25 protein-coding genes are annotated in these 18,977 nt (G+C 52.8%); all 25 read left to right on the top strand.

The window, feature by feature from the left end; translation table 11 throughout:
* Positions 1 to 39: 39 nt before the first annotated feature.
* Complete coding sequence (locus D7S44_RS09710) at positions 40 to 726, top strand: phage head morphogenesis protein (RefSeq protein ID WP_120454336.1); 687 nt, start codon at positions 40 to 42, stop codon at positions 724 to 726.
* Between the two features lie 12 nt (positions 727 to 738).
* Positions 739 to 2,052 (top strand): DUF2213 domain-containing protein, encoded by a 1,314-nt coding sequence (locus D7S44_RS09705; protein WP_120454335.1) that lies wholly within the window; start codon positions 739 to 741, stop codon positions 2,050 to 2,052.
* 3 nt (positions 2,053 to 2,055) lie between these two features.
* Positions 2,056 to 2,541, top strand: coding sequence for a structural cement protein Gp24 (locus D7S44_RS09700; RefSeq protein ID WP_120454333.1), 486 nt, complete (start codon positions 2,056 to 2,058; stop codon positions 2,539 to 2,541).
* A complete protein-coding gene (locus D7S44_RS09695) occupies positions 2,541 to 3,578 on the top strand; it encodes a major capsid family protein (RefSeq protein ID WP_120454330.1) in 1,038 nt (345 codons plus the stop codon). The genes D7S44_RS09700 and D7S44_RS09695 overlap by 1 nt, the downstream gene beginning before the upstream one ends.
* A gap of 3 nt (positions 3,579 to 3,581) precedes the next feature.
* Positions 3,582 to 3,911: a hypothetical protein gene (locus D7S44_RS09690; RefSeq protein WP_120454329.1), complete on the top strand. Its 330-nt coding sequence runs from the start codon at positions 3,582 to 3,584 to the stop codon at positions 3,909 to 3,911.
* 2 nt (positions 3,912 to 3,913) lie between these two features.
* On the top strand, positions 3,914 to 4,357 hold the full coding sequence (locus D7S44_RS09685) for a DUF4054 domain-containing protein (RefSeq protein ID WP_120454327.1): 444 nt from the start codon (positions 3,914 to 3,916) through the stop codon (positions 4,355 to 4,357).
* A 2-nt stretch (positions 4,358 to 4,359) separates the two neighbouring features.
* The gene (locus tag D7S44_RS09680) at positions 4,360 to 4,812 is read left to right on the top strand and encodes a hypothetical protein (protein WP_120454325.1); all 453 of its coding nucleotides are present in this window, start codon (positions 4,360 to 4,362) and stop codon (positions 4,810 to 4,812) included.
* Positions 4,809 to 5,180: a hypothetical protein gene (locus D7S44_RS09675; RefSeq protein ID WP_120454323.1), complete on the top strand. Its 372-nt coding sequence runs from the start codon at positions 4,809 to 4,811 to the stop codon at positions 5,178 to 5,180. The genes D7S44_RS09680 and D7S44_RS09675 overlap by 4 nt, the downstream gene beginning before the upstream one ends.
* Positions 5,177 to 5,716, top strand: a complete 540-nt coding sequence (locus tag D7S44_RS09670) for a phage neck terminator protein (RefSeq protein ID WP_179256450.1) — start codon at positions 5,177 to 5,179, stop codon at positions 5,714 to 5,716. Before D7S44_RS09675 ends, D7S44_RS09670 begins: the two co-directional genes overlap by 4 nt.
* The gene (locus D7S44_RS09665; RefSeq protein WP_120454321.1) at positions 5,717 to 7,195 is read left to right on the top strand and encodes a DUF3383 domain-containing protein; all 1,479 of its coding nucleotides are present in this window, start codon (positions 5,717 to 5,719) and stop codon (positions 7,193 to 7,195) included.
* Between the two features lie 11 nt (positions 7,196 to 7,206).
* On the top strand, positions 7,207 to 7,647 hold the full coding sequence (locus D7S44_RS09660; RefSeq protein WP_240629451.1) for a phage tail fiber protein: 441 nt from the start codon (positions 7,207 to 7,209) through the stop codon (positions 7,645 to 7,647).
* A gap of 8 nt (positions 7,648 to 7,655) precedes the next feature.
* On the top strand, positions 7,656 to 8,060 hold the full coding sequence (locus tag D7S44_RS09655; RefSeq protein WP_120454319.1) for a hypothetical protein: 405 nt from the start codon (positions 7,656 to 7,658) through the stop codon (positions 8,058 to 8,060).
* Positions 8,061 to 8,271: 211 nt separating this feature from the next.
* Positions 8,272 to 10,263, top strand: a complete 1,992-nt coding sequence (locus D7S44_RS09645) for a hypothetical protein (protein WP_120454315.1) — start codon at positions 8,272 to 8,274, stop codon at positions 10,261 to 10,263.
* Positions 10,260 to 11,072, top strand: a complete 813-nt coding sequence (locus D7S44_RS09640) for a hypothetical protein (RefSeq protein ID WP_240629450.1) — start codon at positions 10,260 to 10,262, stop codon at positions 11,070 to 11,072. The genes D7S44_RS09645 and D7S44_RS09640 overlap by 4 nt, the downstream gene beginning before the upstream one ends.
* Positions 11,072 to 11,383 (top strand): phage baseplate plug family protein, encoded by a 312-nt coding sequence (locus D7S44_RS09635; RefSeq protein WP_120454313.1) that lies wholly within the window; start codon positions 11,072 to 11,074, stop codon positions 11,381 to 11,383. Before D7S44_RS09640 ends, D7S44_RS09635 begins: the two co-directional genes overlap by 1 nt.
* Positions 11,380 to 12,237 (top strand): baseplate hub protein, encoded by an 858-nt coding sequence (locus D7S44_RS09630; RefSeq protein ID WP_120454311.1) that lies wholly within the window; start codon positions 11,380 to 11,382, stop codon positions 12,235 to 12,237. Before D7S44_RS09635 ends, D7S44_RS09630 begins: the two co-directional genes overlap by 4 nt.
* Positions 12,234 to 12,872 carry a phage baseplate assembly protein gene (locus tag D7S44_RS09625; RefSeq protein WP_120454309.1) on the top strand — a complete coding sequence of 213 codons (639 nt, stop codon included), beginning with the start codon at positions 12,234 to 12,236 and terminating at the stop codon, positions 12,870 to 12,872. The genes D7S44_RS09630 and D7S44_RS09625 overlap by 4 nt, the downstream gene beginning before the upstream one ends.
* 57 nt (positions 12,873 to 12,929) lie before the next feature.
* Positions 12,930 to 13,307 carry a hypothetical protein gene (locus tag D7S44_RS09620; RefSeq protein WP_120454307.1) on the top strand — a complete coding sequence of 126 codons (378 nt, stop codon included), beginning with the start codon at positions 12,930 to 12,932 and terminating at the stop codon, positions 13,305 to 13,307.
* 36 nt (positions 13,308 to 13,343) lie between these two features.
* Positions 13,344 to 13,703, top strand: a complete 360-nt coding sequence (locus D7S44_RS09615; RefSeq protein WP_120454305.1) for a contractile injection system sheath initiator — start codon at positions 13,344 to 13,346, stop codon at positions 13,701 to 13,703.
* A gap of 7 nt (positions 13,704 to 13,710) precedes the next feature.
* Positions 13,711 to 14,949: a baseplate J/gp47 family protein gene (locus D7S44_RS09610; RefSeq protein ID WP_120454303.1), complete on the top strand. Its 1,239-nt coding sequence runs from the start codon at positions 13,711 to 13,713 to the stop codon at positions 14,947 to 14,949.
* Positions 14,946 to 15,632, top strand: a complete 687-nt coding sequence (locus D7S44_RS09605) for a DUF2612 domain-containing protein (protein WP_120454301.1) — start codon at positions 14,946 to 14,948, stop codon at positions 15,630 to 15,632. The genes D7S44_RS09610 and D7S44_RS09605 overlap by 4 nt, the downstream gene beginning before the upstream one ends.
* Complete coding sequence (locus D7S44_RS23770; RefSeq protein ID WP_179256451.1) at positions 15,610 to 16,959, top strand: hypothetical protein; 1,350 nt, start codon at positions 15,610 to 15,612, stop codon at positions 16,957 to 16,959. Before D7S44_RS09605 ends, D7S44_RS23770 begins: the two co-directional genes overlap by 23 nt.
* The gene (locus D7S44_RS23310; protein ID WP_147402095.1) at positions 16,959 to 17,144 is read left to right on the top strand and encodes a hypothetical protein; all 186 of its coding nucleotides are present in this window, start codon (positions 16,959 to 16,961) and stop codon (positions 17,142 to 17,144) included. Before D7S44_RS23770 ends, D7S44_RS23310 begins: the two co-directional genes overlap by 1 nt.
* Before the next feature lie 451 nt (positions 17,145 to 17,595).
* Positions 17,596 to 18,357, top strand: coding sequence for a 5'/3'-nucleotidase SurE (gene surE / locus D7S44_RS09595; protein WP_120454299.1), 762 nt, complete (start codon positions 17,596 to 17,598; stop codon positions 18,355 to 18,357).
* Positions 18,351 to 18,977, top strand: a complete 627-nt coding sequence (locus tag D7S44_RS09590; protein WP_120454297.1) for a protein-L-isoaspartate(D-aspartate) O-methyltransferase — start codon at positions 18,351 to 18,353, stop codon at positions 18,975 to 18,977. The genes surE and D7S44_RS09590 overlap by 7 nt, the downstream gene beginning before the upstream one ends.

Raw genomic sequence — 18,977 nt, 5'->3', positions numbered from 1 at the left:
GCCTGGTATCGCAAGAAGCTGGATTCACTCATCACCGAAATGAACGACTCGGTGGTCTACTGGCTGAAAGCGAACTACCGGGCTTCCGGCGCTATGGCAATGGACGCATCGCCCGCCGTGTTTATGCGTGATGCGATGAAGAAGTTAGCCAGGCGCTGGCAGAAGCGTTTCGATGACGTGGCCGCAAAGCTGGCTCAGCGATTCGCCGGTGATGCGATGAAGAACTCCGACGTGTCGCTCTATAACGCTCTGGAGACGGCAGGCTTTACGGTGCCTTTCAAGATTACGCCAGCGATGAATAACGCGCTACAGGCGAGCATCACGGAAAACGTGAATCTGATACGCAGCATACCGGAGCAATATCTCACGCAGGTGCAGACGCTGGTGATGCAGTCAGTCAGTCGAGGGCGTGACCTTTCGACGCTCACTAGTGAATTGCAGCGCCGCTACGGCATCACCCGCCGTCGAGCAGCCCTCATCGCGCGAGACCAGAACAACAAAGCTACCGCAGTGATGCAGACTGCAAGGCAACAGTCGCTCGGTATCACCGAAGGCATCTGGCGACACTCTCACGCAGGTAAAGAGCCACGGCAATCACATGTGAAAGCCGATGGCGAGAAGTTCGACCTGTCGAAAGGGCTTTACCTCGATGGCAAGTGGACTCTTCCGGGCGAAGAGATTAACTGCCGCTGCACCTGGTCCCCGGTCATTCCCGGACTTAATTAAACGGAAGCACACATGACTATCGAACGGTTAGCGTTTGACCGCGCATCTGTGCGCTCATTCGATGGTAACGGCAGGCTTCAGGTCACAAAGAGCAATATCAGCAAGGCGAATGTCTGCCCCTACTATGGGCGCGAAATCCCGAACGCTGGAAAGCTTGGGTTAGAGCCCGATAAGATTTATCGGCTCTGGCGACATCCTGAAGAACTGAAGAAAGCCGCACCAACTTTCAACAACATTCCTGTTCTCTGCATCCATACCCCTGACTTCCCCGGCGACCCGCCTCGCGAATACCGCGTAGGCACGACGCACTCTGGTTGTGATTTTGATGGCACCTATCTCACCAACGGCCTTTCGGTCTGGGATAACTCAGCTATCGCGGGTATCGAGACAGAAGAACAAAAAGAATTGTCATCGTCGTATCAGTACGTCGCTGACATGACTCCCGGCGAAACGCCAGACGGTGAAGCATTTGACGGCGTCATGCGTGACATCGTCGGGAACCACGTTGCACTGGTCGAAACTGGCCGCGCAGGTAGCGACGTACTGGTCGCTGATTCTCTCCCACTGGAGCTTAAATACATGAAGTTAGACCGCAAAGGCGTCGCCATTCGTGCCGCGCTGGGAGCGTTTCTGAAGCCGCGCCTGGCTAAGGATGCTGCACCCAAAGACCTCACCGCCATCCTGAATTCGCATAAATCACCAAAGGCGATCGCTCAGGCAGTCGTTGGCAAATACAAAACCAAGCTGGCTGCAGATATGGATCTGGAGCCGGAAGAACTGGTCGAAATCATCGAGGCGTCTGCCGAAAGCGTCGAGCCAGAAGAGCAGAAAGTGGCTGGCGATGACGACAACGAGTCGATTATCTCCCTGCTGCGCGAAGCTGGCGTGTCAGAAGACGTCATCGCCAAAATCGCCGCCGCCCTGTCTCCTGCTGTCGCTCAGGATGAAGGCAAAGACAACGACAAGAAAGACGACCAAGACGAGAAGGTTTCCAAAACCGCGATGGACTCTGCCATTCGCCTGGCGGCCGACAGCGCAACCAAAACTGCCGCAGAGAACTTCCGCCGTGTCCGCGAAGCTGAGCAGGCTGTGCGTCCGCTGATTGGCGACGTGGTCGCTATGGACTCTGCTGATGACGTCTACCGCACTGCGCTCGAGCAGGCTGGCGTTGATATTGATGGCATTCACCCGTCTGCATTCCCGGCAATGGTGAAGATGGCTATCAGCCAGAAAGAAAATTCACGTCCTGTTATTGCTCAGGATTCCGCTTCCAACAGTGAGTTCGAGAAAGCATACCCGACCGCTGGCAAGTTAAAACGAGGCTAAGAAATGGCTAACACTTTTCAGAGCGTAATTAACCAGTATCCGGCCCCGGGTGTAGAAGGTGGTTTCGCGAGCACTAACGAACACATGACCTTCCTTGCTGGCGAAGCTGCGCTGGTTGCTGGCACTAGTGGCCTGACAATCGGTCGCTTCGCATGGGCAGTAAATGGCGTCGCATCTAACGCAGGCACTGGCGCACCTTCTGGCTTCGTACATCGTGACGGTCAGGCGGCCATTACTACCTGGCTGAGCAGCGATTCCAACGTCATCCAGTCTGGTCGCGAAGTAACCCTGATGACCCGCGGTGATTTCTGGGCGCGTACCTCAACCGCTGCTACTCGCGGTCAGAAAATCTTCGCATCGCTGACTACCGGCCAGGTACAGACCGGCGCAGCAGGCGCAACCATTGACGGTTACGTCGAAACCAACTTTACCGCCGGTAGCGCATGTGATGCTGGCGAGCTTGTCAAAATCAGCACCTGGAGCAACTAATGAACGAATTTCAGAAGCACTACGCCGCAGCCAGCGGTAAGTACGGCATCGTGCTGCCGGGTGCGAAAGATTACCTGAAGCCAGAATTTGCGGAGAACTTCGCGCTGGCGATGGATGCGCAGCCAACCATGGTTACCACGGGTAGCTCAGGCATCCCGGCCTACTTCACCAACTACGTTGACCCGGAGCTGATCCGCGTTCTGGTCACTCCGATGAAAGCCGCAGAAATCATCGGCGAAGTGAAAAAAGGTGACTGGACCACGCTGACCGCGCAATTCCCGATCGTGGAATCTGCAGGCGAAACCAGCTCATACGGCGACTACAACCACAACGGCATGACCGCAGCTAACGCTAACTGGGTTTCTCGCCAGTCATACCACTACCAGACCCACACCCGCTGGGGTGAGCGCGAGCTGGACATGTATGGCGCAGCGCGTATCGGTTACGCCGCTGAGCTGAACGTAGCCTCTGCTCTGGTGCTGAATAAGTTCCAGAACAAGAGCTACTTCTACGGCATCGCTGGCCTGCAGAACTATGGTCTTCTGAATGACCCGTCTCTGCCAGCCTCGATCACTCCTGCTGCTACAGGCACTAGCGGTGGCGTTGCCTGGAGCACGAAGACCGGTGACTTGGTATACGACGATGTAGCTACTCGCCTTTATAACCAACTCATTGTTCAGACGCGCGGCCTGGTCGAGCGTACAGACCCAATGACTCTGGCGATGTCTCCAACCTCAGAAGTAAATCTGACCAAAACAAACATGTACGGCATCAACGTCATGGATTTGATCAAGAAAAACTTCCCTAACCTTAAAGTCGAGACTGCAGTCGAGTATTCAACTCCAGCTGGCGAAATGGTTCAGCTGATTGCAGATCGCCTCGGCGAGCAGGACACCGCTTACGCTGCCTTCACCGAGAAGATGCGCGCGCACGCCGTGGTTACTGGGGAGTCATCCTGGACGCAGAAAAAATCTGGCGGCACCTGGGGTGCAATCATTCGTCAACCGCTGGCAATTGCCACCATGCTGGGAGTGTAAAAAATGGCTGATGTCGTAACTGTAGGCTGCAAACTGCCGAATGGCCTGGTGCTGGATGTTGATGGCGCACAGTCCATCGTGCTTAACGGTGCTAACTCTTCTTCCGTTATCGGCGGCTATGGCCTGACCGAGAACGTGGATAAGGCTGTGTTCGAGAAGTGGCTGGAGCAGCACAAAGACCAGCCTTACGTGAAAAACGAACTGGTATTCGCCCAGGCTAAAACGAACAGCGCTGAGTCCAAGGCGAAAGAGAACGCCGATGTTAAGTCGGGTCTTGAAGGCCTGCCGCAGGATAACCCGGCTCCGGGCGTAACCAAGTCAGACGGTAAGTAATCATGGCGGTCGTTGTCTTTGATATAAGCGCGTTCAGGGCGCGTTATCCCGAGTTTGCCTCGGTGAGTGATGACCTGCTGAAAGCGTACTTCGCAGAGGCAACGGTCTACCTGAAAAATACCGACGCAAGCCCTGTCACTGATGTGAATCAGCGAGCGGTATTCCTGAACATGCTGGTTGCTCACCTTGCCGCTATCAACAGCGGCGTTGGTGGTCAGGCAGCTACCGGGTTAGTTGGGCGGGTAACGAGCGCTTCCGAAGGCTCAGTGTCTGTATCGGTGGATGCGGGTCCATCGAGTGCCTCGTCGTGGTGGTATATGCAGACCCCATATGGCGCTGCTTACTGGCAGGCCACAGCAGCCTTTCGGACGATTCGTTACCTGCCCGGTGGCTCGCCGTCGATGTATCCCTATCACTACAACCGCAGAGGTTACTACCGGAGGTAGCGATGACTACATTCAGTGGCGGCGATGCGCTGCAGAAGAAGCTGGCTGAGATAGCGGAAAAGCTGGGCGATCCGAAAACGCTACGTGTCGGATTCCTCGAAGGGGCCACTTACCCTGACGGGCAGTCAGTAGCGATGGTGGCGGCAGCGAATGAGTTTGGCGACCCTGGTATGAATCGACCGGCTCGCCCGTTCTTTCGCCGCATGCTGGCAGAGCAATCGCCTCTATGGGGTGATGAGTTCGGCAAGATTGCACTCGCGGTTAATTACGATGCGCAAATCCTGTTCTCTCTCATGGGGGAGCGCATAAAGGACCAGCTACAAGACTCTATTCGCGAGTTTACGGATCCGGCTCTGGCACAGTCGACAATTGACCGCAAGGGGCATGCTAAGCCTCTTATCGACACCTCTCACATGCTTAACTCCGTCGATTATGACGTTAAGGGCGGCGTATGAATCTGCATGGAATCGTGCGTGGTGCAATCAACATCGTAAACCGTGACTCACCTGGAGTGATGAAGGTCAGCCTTGGCACCTATACCACCGATGCGGCCGGTCATCGCACTCCTGCTTACAGTGAACAGTCTGTAACAGTTCAGATGCAGCCCCTCAGTTATACCGACCTGATGAAAATCGACGGCCTTAACCTGCAGGGAATTAAGAAAAAAGCCTACGTGAACGGCAATTTCGAAGGCGTTAACCGCCCAAAACAAAAGGGTGGCGACATGCTAATCGTCAATGGCGAGACGTGGCTGATAACTCAGCCGCTGGAAGAGTGGCCTGAATGGTGCTCTTTCGTGGTTACGCTGCAGGTGAGCACATGAGCGCGACGATAAGCATAAAACAGGATGACCTGACGACCGCCTTGCGCGGTTTTTTATTGTCTCTCGTCGACGTAGAGGTGTTCCTGTCACAGGAAAACCTTGTGCCCATGCCAAATGAAGACTTCATCACTATGACGCCAATGTTCGTTACTGGTCTGTCTACTAACCGGGTTGCTTATAACGACCCAGGCGTCGGTCAGGGCAGTGAGTTAACGCAGCGTAGCAACCAATGGCGATGCCAGCTCGATTTCTACGGCAATTCAGCGCAGGAAATGGCAGCGATTGTTGGCACCATGATCCGCTCTGAGTACGCAGCTAACTGGTTTCGTCAGAACAACATGCCGGTCACACCTCTTTATTCTGGCGAGCCTCACCAGACAACGATGATTAATGCCGAACAGCAGTATGAAAGCCGCTGGACGCTTGATTTCATCGCGCAATTTAACGCCGTGATAGCCACACCTCTGGACTTCATGGACAGCATACAAGTCGGCATTGTGGCCGCAGATTTGAAATTCCCACCGGAGAATTTATAAATGGCAATTCCGTTAACAAAAGATGTCCAGATTAACCCTGGCGTGCTCGCTGCCGGCGGGAATGCGGTGGATCTGAATGGTCTTATCCTCACCCAAAGCTCATATGCGCCGGTGGGTAACGTCGCAACGTTTTCTACCAAAGAAGACGTAGCTAAATACTTTGGCAGCACCTCAGACGAGTATGCAATGGCGGCTATCTACTTCAGCGGCTATGACAACTCGACGAAGAATCCCGGCAAGCTCCTCTTCGCGCAATATAACGATGCACCGGTGTCAGCCTGGCTGCGTTCTGGCTCAATGGCGGCCGTAACGCTCGATCAGTTGAAGCTGATGAGTGGCGTTCTGACCATCACCGTAGATGGCACGGTAGAAACGTCTACCAACATCAATCTGAGCGGCGCGACCAGTTTTGCGGCTGCTGCTGACCTCATTGAGTCCGCCATCGGCAACTCTGTCGTCGTGACCTATGACACCACGCAGAAAGCATTCATCATCACGTCAGCAACAACTGGCGCGGGTTCCACCATTTCTTACGGCTCAGGTGATATTGCCACAAGCCTCAAGCTGACGGCTGCCACTGGCGCAGTGTTGTCTCAGGGCGCTGTAGCGCAGAATCCCACTGATTTCTTCATCTCTGTGCTGAACAGCAGCCAGGACTGGGCGACCTTCACCACCGCGTTCGAGTGTACTGATGCTGAACATCTTGCTCTGGCAGGCTGGGTTAGCGCGCAGAACTACCGTTTTGCATACGTCGCACACACAGCGGAGGCGTCGGCTCTGGTTAGTGGCAGCACCGAGACTATCGCTTATCAGCTCCTGACCGTTAATGATTACGCTAATGTCCTGCCCGTGTATGGCACCAACCTGCACGCGGCATCAGCGCTGGGCTATGCGGCGGCTCTGGACTTTGACCGACAGGAGGGTCGCGTACCTTTCAAATTCCGGTCGGTGTCGGGCCTGACAGCCAATGTCACGTCATCCAGCGATTACGACGCGCTGATTGCCAACGGGTACAACTTCTACGGGGCGTACACCGCTAACAACTACTCTACGCAGTACTGGGCTGACGGAACTATCAGCGGTGACTTCAAGTGGTTTGACAGCTTCTGCTTCCAGATCTGGCTGAACGCCAACCTGATGCAGGATGCGATCGTCACGCTCAAATCAAATCGCTCCATCCCCTATAACGCCCGCGGCAAAGCGATTATCGAGGCAGGTTTTGCTGACACCATCAATCAGGGAGTCACATTTGGCGGCATCCGCACAGGTGTATCTCTTTCCAGCTCTCAGCAGTCAGAAATCATTAATGCTGTTGGCACCGACATTTCTGCCTCGCTGCTCGCGAAGGGATGGTATCTGTACATCGCCAACCCAACGGCAGCACAGCGCGTTGACCGCACAAGCCCGAGCATGACGCTGTGGTATTGCGATGGCGGCTGCGTGCAGAAAATCACTCTCGCCTCAATCGAAGTTCAGTAAGGAGCGACTAAATGTCCAACACAATTACCAGTGCTGACGCTATTTTCGCTCTCACTGTTACCAATCTGTACCCGTCAGCTCAGACGCTAGAAGGTTACGCGGCCGATGCGATGTTCGCCCTTGGCGATACTGAAATGGCAGTAGCGGTGCGTGGCGCTGACGGCAAGCTGTCAGGCGGCTTTGTATTCGGCGAGTACCTGCAGACGATCACCATCATGCCGGACTCTCCGAGCCGTGAGATGTTTGAGACGTGGCAGCTAACCTCTGTCACATCGAAAGCCATTTTCCGCTGCAACGCGACGATCATCCTGCCGGCTATCAGCCGCAAGTTCACGCTGACTAACGGCATCCTGCAGCGCGTTAAAGCCATTCCTGACGCAAACCGCGTTCTGCAGCAGATGACCTACCAGATCAACTGGGAATCAGTCACCGGCGAATCCTACACCGCATAAGGCACAACATGGCACGTAAAGAACTCTTTTATACCGAGGCTGGCAAAGGCCGTGACGCAGGTAAAACCTTCTTTATTCGCGAAATGGCAGCGTCACAGGCTGAGTGGTGGGCTATTCGCGCAGGGCTGGCAATGGCTCGCAATGGCGTCGAACTGCCTGATAATTTCGCTGATATGGGAATGGCGGGGATGGCTGCTACTGGCCTCAAGATGGTCGCAAAAATCCCGCCGGAGGAAGCAAAGCCTTTGCTGGCTGAGTTGATGGAGTGTGTCCAGTACGTGCCAGACCCGTCGAACCAGAACATTAAGCGCAAGCTGATTGAGGACGACATCGAAGAAGTAGGCACCCGCCTGAAGTTGCGTGCGGAGGTCTTTAAGCTCCATGTGGATTTTTTGCAAGCCGCCGCGCAATAGACATTCCTCCTCTGATGGGAAACGACGTCGTCGGTCTGGCTGACTACGTCAACGTCCCTAAAACTATCGCTACTGTCGTGTCGGCTAAGCTCGCAACTCTTTATGAGCTGGATTCCGTCTACGGCGTAGAGGACTTGTGGCGGCTTCTGGAAATAATCACCGTTGATAACTACAACCGCATGGTTGTGAATAAATCGCAAGAGGCTAACTGATGGCAACCGTTATTGATGCGTTGGTGGTCACACTTGGCCTCGACCCTTCAGGATTCAACAAAGGCCAGAAGGATGTTAAAGGTGGCCTGGACGACACGCGTAAGCAGGCAGAGCAGACTGCAAAAGATATGGAGGCCGCAGGTAAAAGAGCGGCCTCTTTCTTTGGCTCTATCCGCACCGAGTTACTTGCGCTGGTAGGCGTCACGCTGTCAGTGCAGGGGTTTAAAAACTTCATCTCTGGCATGACGGATAACCTGCAGCAGCTTGCGGTTAACTCACAGTCGCTGGACATGTCAGCTAAATCTCTGGATGGCTGGCAGCGGGCAGCAGAGGCGGCAGGGTCAAGCGCCGAGAAGATTACCGGAACGCTGGGCGGCTTCCAGAACATGCTGACCCAGATCCGCACAGGTGGCGGACAGGACAATCCGCTTTTCGCCGCGCTGTCATCGTTCGCCGGCGCAACAGGCGCGAACTTCGATTATCAGAATGACAACTCTGAGCAGGTTATGCGCAAGATTGCGGATAACTGGAGCAAGCTGAGTAAAGATGCTCAGCGTCGCTTTGGCGGGATGTTTGGCTTCGATAATCAGACACAGCAGGCGCTAACTAATGGCAACCTGATAACTGACGTCAACCGCTTCACGCAGATGTCGCGTGCGACAGATGACGCCACGAAAAAGGCGCAGGAGTTTAACCGCCGCCTTGCTGAGATGAAGCAAAACTTCTCTGCGGCCTCTCAGGTGCTCTACACGGCGCTTATTCCCTACGTGGAGCGGCTTATCCCGCTTATAGAGCGTGTCGGCAACTGGATAGCAACACACGGACCAGAAATCAGTAAGACCCTGCAGGACTTCGGGAACCAGATAAATGGCATCGCTGATGCTGTTGGAGGCTGGGAAAATGTCCTTCAGGCATTGTTGATCTTTGTTACTGGTAAGTGGGCGCTAGGCATTGTGTCGTCGCTTGGCGGCGTACGCAATGCGATGCTGGCAATTTCTCGCGTTAGTCTGATTGCGGGCCTTATAGAGCTTCAAAAGTATGCAGCGATTCTTGAGAAAAAGTATTCGTGGCTTACTGACAACCCTGTTGCTAACGCGCTTAACAGCGGGCTTGGCGCAGACAAAACTGCTGAGTGGGGGCTACAGCTTCGCACATGGATGAAGGATAAGCTTGGAATTAACCTCCTTCATGGCGACGAGCCCGGAGCGCGCGATGATGCTCCGAGAGGAATTAGGAATAATAACCCCGGCAACCTCAATTACGCAGGTCAGGATGGCGCGACTAAAGAGTCAGGTGAGAATGGTCGGTTTGCTGTATTCGGTAGCATGCAAGACGGCATTGCTGCTTTATACAAACAAATCCAGCTCTACTTTGGGCGTGGCGTAAATACCATCGAATCCATTGTGCGCAAATACGCTCCGGCAAGCGACAACAACAATGTCGAAGCGTATGTGGGGCAACTTGTTAAGGCCACTGGCAAGCGAGCTGATGACAAGTTATCTGCTGAAGATAACGATACTGTCTTCAGGCTCATCCGCGGCATCATCAACCACGAAAATGGCAACGGATATGTGAGTGATGACCAGATCTCACTGGGAACAGGAATCACGCCCCCAGCGGTTCCAGAACATGCAGGAAAATCTCTCTCTCCAGAAGTGGCGGTAAAAGCCCCTGCGGAGAAGGAAAGAGCGTCAGCCAGGCTGCCAACTCCAGTTGATACTATGAAGATGATTAATGACCTGCTGAAGAGTAATCAGCCGGCAAACCTTCCTCAGCCTGGTACCGCTGGAGTTGAGGTTGGCGCATCATCAGCTGCTTCACGTCATGCGCCGGTTAACAGCATGAATGGCTCGCAGAACAAAACAGAGATTCACATTGGAGAGATGAAAGTCCAGAGCAACGCAACCTCTGTTAATGCGCTCAGCCAGGATGTTCAGCGTAACGTCAGCCGAAACAGTCTTCTGTCACCATCAATGTCAGGACAGGGATGATTATGAATTTCTCCTTGAATGAAACAACGCTACTCAATGCCGTGCAGGGTGGCGGCATTTTCTCCGTAATTAACAGCATTATCGGGCCGGGTTACGGAATTTACTACAACAACGGCACAGGCAAAGCCTTGTCGCCCTCTTCATTTCTTGGCGTTGAGTATGGCGCTGATGCATCGGTAGTTTCTGCTCCTATTGAGTCTGGTTCTTACAACTCCTACAACAAGGTTAAACGCCCGCCGGTAATCAGGGTGTTGTTTGTCCTTGAGGGCTGGTCAGGATTATCAGGTTCTTTGCCTAACCTCACCAATTTCTCACTCACTAGTCGCGCCGATATGCTGGCCGCGCTGGATGCGATGGTTGAAGACACGATGACTTATGACATCGAGACGCCGGATACCACATATGAGAAATACGATTTGGTGCGGTACAACTATCGCACCTCAGACAGGGATGTCACCCTTCTTACAGTGGAAGCTATTTTTCAGTCCGTTCTGGAGTCTGCAGAAGTCACACTTACCAGCACTACGGCCCAAAGCACGACTACGGCTAACTCTACGAGCCTGTCTCCAAGTGCTGTCACGGAGAAAGTGAATTCATCCACCACAGCAGCAACACAGAGTAGCGTTTCTTCGGCGCTCACAGGATTAAAAAACTCTGTATCAAGCGCAGCAACTCAGGTGGCGGATAAAGTCTCATCGACGGTTAATAACATCACGCAGACCACCACAGCCTCTATCAATGGCGCTGCAACCTCAGCTATCAACAAGCTCTCCTCCTCAGTCACCAGTTTGGTTAAGGCGCTTACCTGATGCAGACAATCACATTGCAGCCAATAAAGGCTCAGGAGCTTACGGTCAAGCTGGGAGAGCAGTCGGTAACTCTGCGCATCTTCCAGCGCTCGACGGGCCTTTATATTGATATTGGGCTTGGGGATGTGTGGATAGCTCAGGGTGTTATCTGCCTGAATGGCAATCGCCTGGTTCGCTATTCATACCTTGGCTTTCAGGGCGAGTTGTTCTTTGCAGACACGAAGGGAAGCGATGACCCTTCTTATGATGGTCTGGGCGAACGCTTCCAGTTGTTTTATGCCACGCAAGATGAAATGAGTGCCGCAGCATGACCTATAAAAAACGCAGCCTGAAGTTTCAGTTCACCCTCAAAGAGGGCGCTTTCGATGAGCAAGGGAATAATATCCTGACCATTGACAACATAAAGGCTGAGCTCGAAATGGGGGCATATGGCGGCATAGCTGGATCTGAGTTGAATGCACGAGTATTTGGCCTGAGCCTCGATAACATGGCGTTGCTCGGCTACAAAGGGCGCCAGTTAAGTAGCATTAAGCAGAATATGATTAAGGTTTGGGCTGACGAAACACCGATATTTTTGGGCTCAATAACTAACTGCTTTGCCGATATGAATCAGATGCCAGATGCGCCGCTAATCATCAGCGCCTTTGCAACCGGCTTTGAGCAGACCATCAATGCCTCGCCGTTTTCGGCTGAGGGCTCTGTGGATGTAGCAACAGCAATTGAGTCGATCGCCAAGACCATTAATTACACCGTTGTTAACAGTGGTGTGAAAGCAAAGTTGTCTGGCGTGTATTTCCGTGGCGACCCAATAAGTCAAATAAGACAAATTTGCAGGGCTGCTGGGATCAACTCTGACTTCAGGCTTGGCGTGATTTATATCTGGCCGCAGGGAGGAAGGGTTGACGATGTCAGGCCATACGTGTCAAAGGATAACGGGCTAATTGGCTACCCAGTTATGAGTGGTTATGGATTAAATTTCACCACAACCTTCAGCAACCTTTTTTGTCTTGGCCGGCAAGTAACTCTGGATACTGAACTCCCTAATGCCAGCGGCGAATACACTGTCATCACAGCTAATCACCACCTGTCCACATGGATGGAGGGCGGCCCATGGTGTACATCAGTTTACGCGGCTAGCACTGACCTCGGAGCAATCATGCAATGACAGAAAAGAGAATGGCTGTCAGGCCGCAGGATATTAACCACGACGCCAACGCTCAGGAATTTATGTTCCGGGCTATGCTGAATAAAAATGCCTTTATTCAGATAGTGCGTGTAGAAAAGGTTAAAGCAAACACCGATGGCGGGCCACCTTTAGTAAATGTAACTCCGCTTGTTTTGGGATTTTCGGGTGAAGGCACTCCAATCGAGAATAGTCAGGTTTTCAATATTCCTGTCTGGCGACTGCAGCGTGGTAGCAGCGCGGTGATTATGGACCCGGTAGCTGGCGATATAGGCCTGATTCTTTGCTGCGACCGTGACACTAGCCGGGTAAGGGAGACCAGAAAAGAAGACATGCCTGGCTCTTCCCGTACACACAACGAGGCTGATGGAATCTACCTTGGCGGCATGCTTAACAGCGATCCGATGCAGTATGTAAGGTTTGCTGACGACGGCATAGATATAGTGTCTCCTTTGTCTGTACGAATTGATTCACCTCTGACATCAGTTTCGGATGACCTTCAGGTTGGGGGTTCAATAACGGCTACCGGAGATGTAACAGGAGCTGGCATATCTTTGTCGAAACATATTCACAGCGGCGTGCAAAAAGGTAGCGATGATTCAGGCGGGCCACAATAAATTGCACTCATTTGCGCGAGCAAGGGGGTAGAATCCAGTTAATCGCATGGAGGATTCATGAAAATATTTGCCTGTTTGTTGCTCATCATTTCCGGCGCTTCTGCTGCACAAAAGTTAGACACGTCAGCCATAATTACCGCATGCAGCACGGTTCCTCGCCTGTATTCTGTAGCCTCTCTCGCGGCTTTCGATTCTGACGATGGTCAGTGGCGAAAGTCGACATATCAGGTAGCCAGCGAGCTCATGATAGGCAATAAAGAAGCGGACAGAATTATAGATTCTCTACGCAACAATAAAGATATCGCTCGCAGGTTCGCCAGTTCAGGTGCTGGTCAGGCAGGCCCGGAATTTATGAATGACTGCATAACTGAACCCTCGAAATACATACCCAGTTATGAACGATTGCTCAGAGCCGGAAAGCTCACCTCACACTAACCCGCTTCGGCGGGTTTTTTATTGCCCGGAGAAAGCATGAAAACCACATCCCTCCTTCTTGATACAGGCTCATGGGATCTGACGCTTGATGGCTCTGGCAATCTGGCGACCACTCCTAATCCTTACGCGGTTGCTCAGGACGTAGCCTGCGCCTGTAAGACCTTCCTTGGTGAAGTCTGGTATGACACAACGCTCGGAATCCCTTACTACCAGCGCATTCTCGGCCACTGGCCTGGAACGCAACTGATTAACACCAAAATGCAGTCCGAGGCGCTGAAGCTGGATTACGTGCAGACAGCAACTTGCACGACTGTAATCGGTAAGCAAGACCGCATCGCTTCCGGCGTGATGACTATTACCGACACCAACTACGACCAGAGCACAATCAATTTCTGAGGCCAATATGGCAGACACAGTAATCGTTACCACATCGGTGCCGGCGGCCACGTTCTCTGACATAGGCCTGTCAGTTCCTGACGAAAAAGATATCCTGGATGGACGCCTGAGTGATTTAGATAACGCTATGGGCGGCGGGATGAGCAAAAGCCTGACCACGCCGCAGGGCCAGATCGCCATGAGCGACACGGCTATCATCGCCGACAAAAACGACCAGTTGCTTTCTATAGTGAATGGCATCAATCCCGATTACGCGACAGGACGTTTTCAGGACGCTATCGGCCGCATTTACTTTATAGACCGTATCGCCGCGCAGGGAACCACTGTCACCGCCACGACAGCCGGACTTGTTGGCACTGTAATCCCTGCCGGAAGCACTGCACAGGATGATGCAGGATACATTTACTCATCCCTCGCAGACGCCACTATCCCGGCATCCGGCGCTGTAGATATCGTGTTCCAGAACCAGACAACCGGAGCTATCGCTTGCCCTATCGGTTCGCTCAACACCATATACCGCGCTGTTAATGGCTGGTCAGGCATCACTAATGCGGCTGCGGGTTCTTTGGGGAATGATGTTGAAACGCGTTCTAACTTCGAATACCGGCGAAAGCAGTCGGTCGCGCTAAACGCCAAGGGGACGCCGGAATCTATTTATGCTGCTGTACTTGATGTTGATGGGGTGGCGGATGCTTATGTCTGGTCGAACCATAGCGGAGCTACGGTAAATATCGGGTCAACAAATTATCCCGTACCGGCGCACAGCGTTTATATCGCGGTTTATGGCGGTGAGGCGTCAGACATTGCCCAGGCGATTTATGTGAAAAATCAGGCCGGTTGCGGAATGGTGGGGAATACTTCCGCTGTTGTGACCGACACATCGCGCGGAACGAATATCTCGCCTCAATACACTATCACCTGGAACACGCCATCACAGAAGCGTACTTACTTCAGTATTCAGCTGGAAAACACTTCGTCGCTGCCCTCTGACATTATCGACGAGGCAAAAGCGGCCATAATCAGCGCCTTTAACGGCAACAGTGATCTTGTTCCCAAGGCGCGCATCGCCTCTAAGGTATTCGCCGGCGGATATTATTCGGTGCTCAACAACATCGATACGGCGTCGGTGAACGTGCTTTCCGTAACAGTCAGCATCGACGGCACTAATTACGGCACATCGGTCGAATATGGCGTAGACCAGATCCCCTCCCTTGATGCAAGCGACATAAGCGTAACCCTTGTATGAAAAATGTGAGAGACACAATCCTCACGCAATACGCCGCCAGCCCTAATATCCGAAGCCTGATTGAATCATTTAATACCACGATGGATATGGAAGAATTCACAGATGAATTTCTCACTGCCATATGGGATGTTTCTACGGCTACAGGGTACGGTCTGGATGTGTGGGGAAAGATAGTAGGCGTTCCAAGACTGTTAAATGTCAGAGAGACAGCTACCTACTTCGGCTTCGATGAATCTTATGTGAGTTCCAGTGATGACTCTCCCAAGCCATTCGACGAAGCCCCTTTCTTTGAAGGTGTGCAGCTAACCACAACTGTCAGACTTTCTGATGATGGGTATCGAAAATTAATCATGGCTAAAGCCATGGCAAATATAACTGACTGTTCAATACCAGCTCTAAACAGTGCACTTAGTTATCTTTTTGGCGATGAAGGAAACGCTTTCGTAGCAATAACCGGCATCATGTCGATGAGCTACGTCTTTGACTTCAATCTCTCACCTGTCGAATGGGCAATATTGCTGAACTCAAGCGCCATAGCCAAGCCCGCGGGCGTAAGCGTTAGCATTATGTCCTTGGACTTCAATAACACTTTCGGGTTCTCGGAGGCCGGATTACAGCCTTTCGAAAGCGGAAATCTCTTCCCTGACTCAGGAATTCAAAATGCAAACCAGCTCACAGCCTAAATTACTTCCCATTCCATTTGCAGACTCTGGCTCAAAACAATCTATCCCTAACACGTCCCAGATAGGTATTACAGCCGGTCGCGCATCATATCCTGACGGCTTCCCTCCTCTAACCAGAACGCCTCTTGCTGCGGGTGGTGTGCCACCATTCGGCGTGGACTTTAATGGCGTTCTTAATGACGTCACAGCGGCCATACGGTGGGAACAAGCAGGTGCTGGATATCCATTTGATTCAGCCTTTAGCTCAGCTATTAATGGGTATCCTAAGGGAGCTGTGATACCTAACAGCACAGGTGATGGATATTGGCTAAACACTATTGATGGAAACACTAATAATCCAGAGGTGACAACAGGCGCACTTACTGGCTGGGTGCCAACAGAAAACTATGGCGTAACATCAATTGCTGGGCTTTCATCGTCAAGCATCACCCTGACCAGCCTGCAAGCATCAAAGGATCGCATTAAGTTATCTGGAACTCTAACAACAAATATTAATGTAGTAGTACCCGCCTGGAACAAGAAGTGGACTGTGGTAAATAACTGCTCAGGTGGCTTTTCCGTTACAATAAAAACACCTTCTGGTAGCGGGGTTGCCATTCTGTCAGGAATGACAGCAGTAGTTATTGGTGACGGCACAAATATATATCAAGACACAAATGTAGCTGGTATTGCGGGTCGATTGTTAAATGTTAAATATATAACTGCCAGTGGCACATATACGCCTACTACAGGGACGAATATTATTTTCGTACAGGGATTGGGTACGGGTGGTAATGGGGCAGGTAGCACGGCAACAGGAAGTACCGGGTGTACATGTTGCAGCGGTGGCGCGTCAGGTGGTTATGCCGAAGCGTGGTACACATCGGGATTCAGTAGCGTATCCGTTACGATTGGCGCTATAGGCGCACTAGATTATGCATCCGGCTCCGCTGGAGGCACGTCAAATTTCGGCTCTTTAATGGTTATTCCTGGCGGCGGCGGCGGTGGCGCGTCAGGTCAGGCGTCCTCTGTAGCATATTTTGAAAACGGCGGCGGAGCCGTTGGTGGAAGACCGACTCTGTCTGGGCACATTAGTGGAATTACAACACCGGGCACGTTCGGTCAGTCAGGAAAGATTTTTAACGGCGTAGCATCTTCCGGGCAGGGGGCGTCGTCAAAGTATGGAACGGGTGGCGCTAACACCGTAATCGGTTCAGGGGGTAGCGCAGGAGGAGGCGCGGACGGATATGGCGCCGGAGGGGGCGGTGCGGGAGTTTCGACAAACAGCTCGGCTGTTTATGGTGGTAATGCAACCAAGGGCTTATTTATTGTTTGGGAATACACATAATGAATGATGAAACCTATGTTTATGCAGTAATCTGTAAAGAAACAAACCTTGTAATTAACAGAATTGATTGGGATGGAGTCCAGAAATGGGCGCCGCCTGAAGGATGCATTGCCGTTAGAGTTGACGATCCAACCGCAGGGGGGATAGGTGATTCCTATAATCCAGATGATGGTGAATTCACTTAGAGTAATTAGATCTTTAATTTAACGAATATAAATTTAATTCGGAGAAAAAGACTTATTTAATCATATTACATCTATTAAAAGTTGAAAAATGGCAGGTCATAGGAAGTCGCTGTCATTTAAGACATGACAAAACCATAGATGGCAAGGAAATTGCGAGGGTTATCATGCTGGCTGAAGCCCCGGCGACGGGGCAGAGGTAGGCCGCGCCGATCTGAGCAGGGGGCGCTGGAACCATATCCGCCTTGCTTAACCATCCTTCATGCTGGCTACCATCTCAACAGACAGGAAATTGCTTCTACCTTCCTTTATATAGTCACGCTACAATGCTCTCAGCTAACCCCCGCTTTACTGATCAAAAACAGACCAGCAAAATTTAAACAGGATAATCAGCAGGATAAGAAATGATGAGCTTGTTTAAGCATCCTATTGAAATCAAGAGCTTACGGTTAAAATGCGGATATTGCTGAGTAATGATGACGGGATCCATGCGCCGGGCATACAGACGCTGGCAAAGGCGCTGCGTCGTATCGCTGAGGTGCAGGTCGTCGCGCCTGACCGCAATCGCAGCGGCGCATCCAACTCGCTGACGCTGGAGACGCCGCTACGCACCTTTACCCATGAGAACGGCGATATCGCGGTGCAGATGGGGACCCCGACTGACTGCGTCTATCTCGGCGTCAATGCGCTGATGCAGCCGCGTCCGGATATCGTGGTTTCGGGTATTAACGCCGGTCCCAATCTGGGCGACGACGTGATCTATTCCGGCACCGTGGCGGCAGCGATGGAAGGGCGTCACCTCGGCCTGCCTGCGCTGGCGGTTTCGCTCAATGGCCTGCAGCATTACGAGACGGCGGCGGCAGTGACCTGCGCGATTCTGCAGGCGCTGACGCGCGAGCCGCTGCGCACCGGGCGTATTCTTAATATTAACGTGCCGGATCTGCCGCTGGATGAGATCAAAGGCATTCGCGTTACGCGCTGCGGCAGCCGTCATCCCGCCGATCAGGTCATCGCGCAGCAGGATCCGCGCGGCAACACACTTTACTGGATAGGCCCGCCAGGCGAAAAATTCGATGCTGGCCCGGATACCGATTTTGCTGCGGTCGATCAGGGCTACGTCTCTCTGACCGCGCTGCATGTCGACCTGACTGCTCACAGCGCGCAGAATGTGCTTATCGACTGGCTGGAGAAGTCGGAGGTCACGCTCGCATGGTGAACCGGCGTATCGAAGCGTTGCTGGAGCAGCTGCGCCAGCAGGGCATTCACGATGAGATCCTGCTAAAGGCGATTGCGGACGTGCCGCGCGAACGTTTTATCGATGAAGCCTTCGAGCATAAAGCCTGGGATAACGTGGCGCTGCCCATCGGTTCCGGCCAGACTATTTCACAGCCCTATATGGTCGCGCGTATGACCGCGCTGCTGGAGCTACAACCCCATTCGCGCGTGCTGGAGATCGGCACCGGTTCGGGCTACCAGACGGCCATTCTGGCGCATCTGGTGGACCATGTGTACTCGGTCGAGCGCATCAAGGGCCTGCAGTGGCAGGCGAAACGCCGTCTCAAACAGCTCGACCTGCATAATGTTTCGACGCGCCACGGCGACGGCTGGCAGGGCTGGCCCGCGCGCGGTCCTTTCGACGCCATCATCGTCACCGCCGCGCCGCCGGAAATTCCGACTGCGCTGATTGCGCAGCTGGATGAAGGCGGCATTATGGTGCTGCCGGTGGGGGACGATCAGCAGGTGCTGAAGCGTCTGCGCCGCCAGGGTGGCGATATTGTTGAAGAGTGCATTGAGCCGGTGCGGTTCGTTCCCCTTGTTCAGGGCGATCTCGCCTGA

The organism is Pantoea piersonii, from assembly GCF_003612015.1.
Taxonomy (GTDB): domain Bacteria; phylum Pseudomonadota; class Gammaproteobacteria; order Enterobacterales; family Enterobacteriaceae; genus Pantoea; species Pantoea piersonii.
This window is presented reverse-complemented; position numbering and strand designations above follow the sequence as displayed.